General features: G+C 63.6%; 7 protein-coding genes and 1 tRNA gene. 5 read left to right on the plus strand and 3 right to left on the minus strand.

Features of this window, described 5'->3' with window-relative positions; genetic code table 11:
- Positions 1 to 14 precede the first annotated feature (14 nt).
- The 3 genes from HMPREF3087_RS09035 to upp form a co-directional block, all read right to left on the minus strand.
- Positions 15 to 938, minus strand: coding sequence for an endonuclease/exonuclease/phosphatase family protein (locus HMPREF3087_RS09035; RefSeq protein ID WP_062022384.1), 924 nt, complete (start codon positions 936 to 938; stop codon positions 15 to 17).
- Between the two features lie 124 nt (positions 939 to 1,062).
- Positions 1,063 to 1,830: a winged helix-turn-helix domain-containing protein gene (locus HMPREF3087_RS09040; RefSeq protein ID WP_070424023.1), complete on the minus strand. Its 768-nt coding sequence runs from the start codon at positions 1,828 to 1,830 to the stop codon at positions 1,063 to 1,065.
- 328 nt (positions 1,831 to 2,158) lie between these two features.
- The gene (upp, locus tag HMPREF3087_RS09045) at positions 2,159 to 2,794 is read right to left on the minus strand and encodes a uracil phosphoribosyltransferase (RefSeq protein ID WP_062022379.1); all 636 of its coding nucleotides are present in this window, start codon (positions 2,792 to 2,794) and stop codon (positions 2,159 to 2,161) included.
- Between the two features lie 199 nt (positions 2,795 to 2,993).
- On the opposite strand from upp, the gene HMPREF3087_RS09050 reads away from it, so the two are divergent.
- The 5 genes from HMPREF3087_RS09050 to tgt all read left to right on the plus strand — a co-directional run bounded on the left by HMPREF3087_RS09050 (position 2,994) and on the right by tgt (position 7,669).
- Entirely contained in the window at positions 2,994 to 3,473 is a 480-nt protein-coding gene (locus HMPREF3087_RS09050; RefSeq protein WP_082791099.1) for a nucleoside deaminase, read from the plus strand.
- Between the two features lie 57 nt (positions 3,474 to 3,530).
- Positions 3,531 to 3,621, plus strand: a tRNA-Ser gene (locus tag HMPREF3087_RS09055).
- 171 nt (positions 3,622 to 3,792) lie between these two features.
- Positions 3,793 to 4,866, plus strand: a complete 1,074-nt coding sequence (gene hisC / locus HMPREF3087_RS09060) for a histidinol-phosphate transaminase (RefSeq protein ID WP_070428870.1) — start codon at positions 3,793 to 3,795, stop codon at positions 4,864 to 4,866.
- A 10-nt stretch (positions 4,867 to 4,876) separates the two neighbouring features.
- Entirely contained in the window at positions 4,877 to 6,289 is a 1,413-nt protein-coding gene (locus HMPREF3087_RS09065; RefSeq protein WP_070428871.1) for an FAD-binding oxidoreductase, read from the plus strand.
- Between the two features lie 3 nt (positions 6,290 to 6,292).
- Positions 6,293 to 7,669, plus strand: coding sequence for a tRNA guanosine(34) transglycosylase Tgt (tgt, locus tag HMPREF3087_RS09070; protein ID WP_082791098.1), 1,377 nt, complete (start codon positions 6,293 to 6,295; stop codon positions 7,667 to 7,669).
- The last annotated feature ends 18 nt before the right edge of the window (positions 7,670 to 7,687 follow it).

Raw genomic sequence — 7,687 nt, forward strand, 5'->3', positions numbered from 1 at the left:
CGGCAACACCGAAGCTACTGCGTCAGGTTCAGCCCAGCAATGATCGCGCGGTGGTCTGAGGTTCCGCGGTCCATGACGGTGTCGTAGACGGGATCGAGTCCGCGGACCATGATGTGGTCCAGCCGCACCGCGGGGAACTGTGCCGGCCACGTGAAGCCGAAGCCGCCGCCGACGGCCTTGCGGCTGTCGACCAGTTGTTCATCGAGGTCTTTGAAGTAGCGGTCAGTCTGCACCGCGTTGAAGTCGCCGGCCACAATCAGGTGTTCGGCGTCTTCCTGTTTCACGGCCGAGGAAAGCTTCTGCAGCGCTGAATTGCGCAGAGTCTCAACACCGGGGCGAACGGACGGCACGTGCACCGCGTACAGCTTCACATCGCCGTGATCGCTCTTCACAGTGGTTTCAAATGCCCGCGGCCACTGCAGACCCAGGTCGATGTTCTGCTTCTGCGTCAGCGGCCAGCGTGACCACACGCCGACCGTGTCGGCAACCTGCGTGTGTGCAAACGACTTGTCGAGTTCTTTTTTGATGATCTTGCCCGACAGGGATTCGATCTCCTGAATGACGACAACATCCGGTTTCTGATCGATGATGGCCCGTGCCGTCGCAGTCGGCTGCGGCAGGCGCGCACCCACATTGTGTGTGGCCACGATGAGGTCGGCGTCACGGTCATCAGATGCCGGCTTGAGGTAGGGCCCAAACATCACACCCCACACCAGGGCGGGAATGAGCACGCCGATGATCGACAGCGGCGACAGTCGGATGAGCGCCAAGAGCAGCAACAGGACGAGCAGCACCCACGTCCAGGGCAGAGCTGATTCGACGATGAGGGCAAGCCCGTTGGTCGTCGGGATGAGTTCGTGGATGATCAGAAGCGCGGCCAAAAGCGCGCCGAGGAGGGCTACGACAACGCCCTTGGCTGGGTTCTTCGTACGAGACATGAGAGTTTCAGTCTACGAACCGAACCTGACTGCTTTCTGGGCCAGTCCTCAGTGTGGGCTCATATATACCAGCTCAGCACAGCCCGAAACTCATCATCCGGGCGAGGCGCGCACGCCCACGTGATCAGCGCAGGGCTGATGCGCTCCACACCTCGACATCCGGGTGCGAATCGAAGCGGTAGCCCTGTCCGCGGATGGTGCGCACAACAGAGGAATAGGAGCCCAGACGCTTGCGCAGGCGACGCACGTGAACATCGACGGTGCGTTCGTCAGGGCGGTCAGCGTCATCGCCCCACACCTTGTCGACGAGTTCGGCGCGGGAAAGGGTGTGGCCTTCGCTGCTGACGAGTGTGGCCAGCAAGTCGAATTCCTTGACCGTCACTGTCTCCAGACGGCCGTCGATGTGCACTTCGCGGCGCGGCAGGTCGACCTTGAGGCCAGCCGCGGGCTTCTGAGCTTCTGCCGGCTGAGGCGGCTGGATGCGGCTGGGAATACGCGAGCGGACGGGACCGTGGGAACGGGCGGCGGCACCGCGGGCAGCCGGCGATCCGGTGGCGACAGCGCGCACGGCGTCGAGGTCGCGTTCCGGACCGGACGGTGCCAGCGCGATGATCGCCTGGGTTTCCGACGACGGGGCGAGTTCCTGCGTGTAGTCGCGCAGCGATTCGGCGATTTCGGTGAGGTTGGTGCCGGAAGCTGCGGCTTCTTCTTCGCTCAGGCCGATGTAGAGGATGATTCCGCGGGCCGAACCGGGCTGTGCCTGGACTCCTGCGGGGCCGTAGGTGCGAGGGGCGGACTGCGGGTCTACCGGGGTCAAGCGGGCTCCTCGCCTGCGGGTTGCTGCTGCGCTGCGGGGGTGGACGTTCTGGGGTGCAGATGCGTACTGCGTCATGGGATTCTCTTCTCTTGCGATGGGAACATGCGGATGCTGCTGAAGAACTCGTTCGCGACCGTGTCAGCACGTGAGGTCGCGAACGCAGAGCATCGGCATTCGCTGCAGGAAGAACATGACGTCATTATTTGTCACGGCCAGACTGAAAACCAAGCGGATTTCCACTTTTGAGACGATTATGACGACATATGACGTAATAAAGAGTCGTTCGGTGACGCTGAAAGCGCTTTGGCGGGCTTCCCGGTGGGCCAAGATGACAAAAGAAGAACAGCACGAGGTGCCAGGCGCCTCGTGCTGTTCTGTTCCGGTTCCGTGGGGACCGGGGGGATCAGGCGGTGCCGTACATCCGGTCACCGGCGTCGCCGAGCCCGGGGACGATGTAGTTGTTTTCATTGAGGCCTTCATCGAGTGCTGCTGTGAACACGTCGATGTCGGCGCGGTCGCCGAAGCGCTCGGTGATGTAGTTGACACCTTCCGGAGCGGCCACCAGGCAGACGGTGGAGATGTGCGAAACGCCGCGCTCCAACAGGAAGTCAATGGCCATTTCCAAGGTGTGGCCAGTGGCCAGCATGGGGTCGATGACGAACACCTGGCGGTCTTCGAGATCGTTCGGCAAGCGCTGAGCGTAGGTCTCAACCTCAAGTGTGTCGTCATCGCGGACCATGCCGAGGAAGCCGACTTCGGCCGTCGGCAGCATGCGGGTCATGCCTTCGAGCATGCCCAGGCCAGCGCGCAGAATCGGCACAACCAGCGGTCGCGGCTGGGCGATCTGGGTGCCGGTGGTTGCGCACACGGGGGTGTTGATCTGCTTGGGCTGCACGCGGACGTTGCGCGTGGCCTCGTAGGCAAGCAGTGTGACGAGTTCGTCGGTCAGCTGGCGGAAGCGAGCTGAGTCAGTGCGCTCGTCACGCAGGACAGTGAGCTTGTGGGCAATGAGCGGGTGGTCCGCCACGTGGAGCTTCATGGTTTAAGCCTATCGTTCGCGGCGGCTGTCGTCCTGCTTTGTTCGTGCGGTGCTTTGTGTGTGATGTGCGGGCAGAGACAATAGGCGCATGGCTTGTATCTGTGCGCTGAACATTCGCCGGGCTGCCCGCCGCCGGGGGCGGCTCACCGCGGTGCTGGTCTCGCCGCGGTTGATGTCCGCAGGGGAGCGGTGAGCTGACGTGGCGCTTGCAGTCCGCGAACAGCACGCGCAGTGGATGGGCAAAGCGCTGGATCAGGCGCACCGCTGCCCGGAATCCGATGTGCCGATCGGCGCTGTTGTCATCCTCGACGGGCAGGTGGTCGGAGCTGCCTGCAACCGGCGCGAAGCCGATGCTGACCCCACGGCGCACGCCGAGGTTCTCGCGTTGCGCCAGGCTGGGCAGGCCCTTGGCACGTGGCGGCTGGACGGGGCGGTCCTCGTCGTCACAGTTGAACCGTGCGCCATGTGCGCCGGCGCAGCGATGAACGCCCGCGTGGGCACAATCGTCTTTGGCGCGCACGAACCCAAGACCGGCGCCGTGGGGTCCGTGTGGGACCTTCCGCGGGACCGTGCTGCCCATCCGATTCCGCAGGTGTACCCCGGTGTGCGAGCTGACGAGTGCCGGGCTGTGCTGGATGATTTTTTCGCCGATCTGCGGCTGCCGGGCAGCGAAGAGTGAGCAGAATGACAGTTCCCCAGTTTGTGCCGCGGCCGCTGAGGCCTTAGAGTTGTCCGCGGTAGCGTGTCCGAGCGGCCGAAGGTGCAACACTCGAAATGTTGTGTAGGGCAACCCCCTACCGTGGGTTCAAATCCCACCGCTACCGCCAGATAAAGCTCCGAGGTTTTCGCCTCGGAGCTTTTTCATGTTCTGGATGGGAGAACAGGGGTGTACGGCCGAGGTGCCGCGCGGGTTCTTCGGTTCGGCTCGGGTGGTCTGGGGTCGGACTGCGGCCCGAGGTGCCGCTCGGGTGAGCCTGGGGCGGCGGTACGATGAGCCCATGACTTTTCAGTACCGCCTGCGCCCTGCCGTGCGTGATGCCGCGGCATATGTTCCCGGCAAACCCGCTGCTCCGATCGAAGGCATGACCGCCTACAAGCTGTCGGCCAATGAGCACCACATGGAACCGCTTCCGCAGGTGCGCGAAGCCATTGCGAAGGCATCTGAAAATCCCAATATCTACCCCGACCCGGGTGTTTTCGAACTGACTGAGGCGATGGCCGATTTCCTGGGCGTGGCCCCTGAGAACGTCGTGTTCGGTGCCGGTGGTTCAGAAATTCTTTCGGCTGCCTTTGCCATTACGGCAGGCCCCGGTGCGAACATCGTCTACCCGTGGCCGTCCTTTGAGATGTACCGCCAGGTGGGTGTCATGAGCGGAGCGGAGAACCGCCAGATTCCGCTGACCGCCGACGGTCGCCACGACTTCGATGCGCTGCTGGACGCAATTGACGACGACACGACGCTGGTCGTGCTGTGCAGCCCGAACAACCCCACGGGCCCCGCAATTCGCGAGGCCGAGTTCCGCTCCTTCATGGATCGTGTGCCGGCGGACCTGCTGGTGGTCCTCGATCAGGCCTACCTGGAGTTCATCACCTCGGAAGACGCGGTTGACGCCGTTGCGGCACTGGCTGACTACCCGAACCTCATCATCATGCGCACGTTCTCCAAGGCCCACGGCCTTGCCGGCCTGCGCGTGGGCTACGGAATTGCCCACCCGGACGTCATCCTCGAAATGCGCAAGTCGATCGCGCCGTTCTCGGTGCAGAGCATCGGCCAGGCAGCCGCGCTCGCCTCGCTGAGGGCATCTGCCGAAGTCGATGTGCGGGCAAAGGAAGTTGCCGCAGCTCGCGACAAACTGACAGAAGAGCTGCGCGCACTTGGCATCGACGTGCCGACGTCCGACGCCAACTACGTGTGGCTTCCGCTGGGCGACCGCTCCGCAGAGTTTGAAAAGGTGTGCATGGCCAACGGCCTGGCAGTGCGCAACCTGCACACCGGCATTCGTGTGAGCATCGGCCCGGACGAAGCCATGGAACGCTTCATCGCCGTCACCCGCGAGTTCCTGGGCAAGTGACCGGTCGATCATGAGCATTGCCGATATTGCCGGCCTGAAAGAAGCACTGGGGCGCGCGTTTACGGACGACCCCGATGTTCTGCAGACCTACAGCTTCGACCACGCGCAGTTCAGCACCGCGGGCAAACCCCTGGCGCTCGTGCGCGCGCAGACAGTTGAGGACGTGCAGACCACCGTCCGCTTCGCCCACGAACACGGCGTGCCGATCGTTCCACAGGGCGCACGGACCGGACTGGCCGGAGCGGCCAACGCGATTGACGGCTGCATCCTGCTCAGCCTCGAGCGGATGAACCGTGTGCTGGATGTCAACACCGTCGAACAGACCTGCACCGTCGAACCCGGCATCATCAACGGCGACCTCAAGAGGCACCTCGACAGCTTTGACATGTCCTATCCGCCCGACCCCGGGTCGGTGGCGATCTCGTCGATCGGTGGGAATGTGTCGACCAACGCCGGCGGTATGTGCTGCGTGAAATACGGCGTGACCGCCGACTACGTGCGCAGCCTCAAAGTGGTGCTGCCCGACGGCACGCTCACCACCGTTGGCCGACCCACCAAGAAGGGTGTGGCCGGATACAACCTGCACTCGCTCATCATCGGCGCCGAAGGCACCCTCGGGGTGGTTGTCGAGGTGACGCTCGAGTTGGTGCCGAAACTTCCGCCGCCGCTGACCGCGGTGGCGATCTTCCCGGATTCCGTCAGCGCGGCAGGCGCCGTCACGGACTACATGGGCACTGGCGGGCGGCCGTCGTTCATGGAGTACATGGACCGGCAGGTGATCGAGTTCGTCAACGCCTACGGCGACTTCGGTCTGCCGGATGGTGCCGGGGCGATTCTGCTGGTGCAGGCTGACGGTGACGGTTCGACGGAATCGGCCGCCGCGGAACTCGAACGGTTCACGGCTGTTGCAAAGGCCGTCGGCGCTGACGACGTCTTCTTTTCAGACGACCCGGCAGACTCCGAGCTGCTGGTTGCTGCGCGCCGCGCTGTTTCTCCCGCAACCCAGAAGTTCACCCACGCACTGGGCGGTGGCGAACTCGTCGACGACATCTGCGTGCCGCGAGCCCGGCTGCGCGATATCTTCGCTCGCTTGGACGAGATCGCGGAACAATACCCGCAGCTCACCTTTTCCTGCTGTGCTCACGCCGGTGACGGCAACCTTCACCCGACCGTCACGTTCAACGCGCTCGACGACGAACAGGTGCGCCTGGCTGAAGAGGCCTTCGGCGAAATCATGCGGGCCGGCATGGAATGCGGCGGCACTATCACGGGCGAACACGGAGTGGGTTCACTCAAAGCCCCCTGGCTGCGCCACGAACTCGACGAGGGCAGCCGCGCAATGCACATGGCCATCAAGAAGGCCATTGACCCGAAGAACATCATGAACCCCGGCAAGATGCTTCAGTTCCTCGGCGAAGCCTGAGCCATGCACACGGACAGCGCCCCAGGTGGGGACAGCACTGCGCGCGACGGCACCTCCGCCAGCCCGGACCGTGCGGAGGTGAGCTTCGGCTTCACAATCGAGTCCCGCCTCGACCCCGGATCACGAACCCGCAGCCCCTACTCCCTGGGGCAGGGGAGCGTGCACGGCCGTACCGGAGTAATCCGCACACCGCACGGGGATATTCAGACTCCCGCGTTCATTCCGGTGGGCACAAAGGCCACCGTGAAGGCCGTACGCCCCGAAGAGATGCGCGAACTCGGAGCGCAGGCCCTGTTGGCCAACGCCTACCACCTGTACCTGCAGCCAGGTGCTGACCTGGTCGACGAAGCCGGTGGGCTGGCCGCGTTCATGAACTGGCACGGGCCAACCTTCACCGATTCCGGCGGTTTTCAGGTGATGAGCCTGGGTTCGGGGTTCAAAAAGGTCATTTCGATGGAGGCGGCCGCTGACAAGGCCGGGTTCGATGACGATGCGACGGCGGCGGGAAAAGAGCGGCTGAGCTTTGTCGACGATGACGGGGTGAACTTCAAATCCCACCTGGACGGTTCTCTGCACCGCTTCACTCCCGAAATCTCGATGCGGGTCCAGCATCAGCTGGGGGCGGACATCATGTTTGCCTTTGACGAACTGACGACTCTCATGAACTCCCGCGCCTACCAGGAAGAGTCCCTAGAGCGGACACGCCTGTGGGCCATCCGCTGCATCGAAGAGCACAAGAAGCTCACTGCTGAGCGCAGTGCGCCAGGTTTTGCCGGTCTGCCGGGCGGCAAGCCCTATCAGGCGCTTTTCGGCGTCATCCAGGGAGCACAGTACGAAGACCTGCGGCGCAAAGCCTGCCGCGACCTGGGCGCCATGGACTTCGACGGCTACGGAATCGGCGGGGCGCTGGAAAAGGAAAGCCTCGGCACGATCGTCGGCTGGTGCAATGACGAACTGCCCGAAGACCGTCCCCGGCACCTGCTGGGGATCTCCGAACCGAACGACATGTTCACCGCGGTGCGGGCAGGTGCTGACACGTTCGACTGCGTGCAGCCGTCGCGCGTAGCCCGCAACGGAGCCGTGTACACCGCCTACGGCCGCTACAACGTCAACAACGCTGCCTCAGAGCGCAACTGGGATCCGATCGAGCCCGGCTGTGAGTGCTACACCTGCCAGAACTATTCACGCGCCTACCTGCGTCACCTGTTCAAGGCCAAGGAGATGCTGTTCTCCACCCTGTGCACCATCCACAACGAGCACTACACGGTGCGGCTGGTAGAGAAAATGCGCGAAGCAATCGCCGATGGCACCTTCGACGAATACGAAGAGGAAACGCTCGGCCGCTTCTACGGCTCCGGCCCCGCTGGGCAGCGCGGCTAGGGCGTGTCTGATAAATGT

This window comes from Brevibacterium sp. HMSC22B09, from assembly GCF_001806795.1.
In the GTDB taxonomy this organism is placed as follows: domain Bacteria; phylum Actinomycetota; class Actinomycetes; order Actinomycetales; family Brevibacteriaceae; genus Brevibacterium; species Brevibacterium ravenspurgense.

Coding starts and splice junctions, on each gene's coding strand:
- HMPREF3087_RS09035 (WP_062022384.1), bottom strand. CDS start 938: ATGTCTCGTACGAAGAACCCAGCCAAGGGCGTTGTCGTAGCCCTCCTC.
- hisC (WP_070428870.1), top strand. CDS start 3,793: ATGACTTTTCAGTACCGCCTGCGCCCTGCCGTGCGTGATGCCGCGGCA.
- HMPREF3087_RS09040 (WP_070424023.1), bottom strand. CDS start 1,830: ATGACGCAGTACGCATCTGCACCCCAGAACGTCCACCCCCGCAGCGCA.
- tgt (WP_082791098.1), top strand. CDS start 6,293: ATGCACACGGACAGCGCCCCAGGTGGGGACAGCACTGCGCGCGACGGC.
- upp (WP_062022379.1), bottom strand. CDS start 2,794: ATGAAGCTCCACGTGGCGGACCACCCGCTCATTGCCCACAAGCTCACT.
- HMPREF3087_RS09065 (WP_070428871.1), top strand. CDS start 4,877: ATGAGCATTGCCGATATTGCCGGCCTGAAAGAAGCACTGGGGCGCGCG.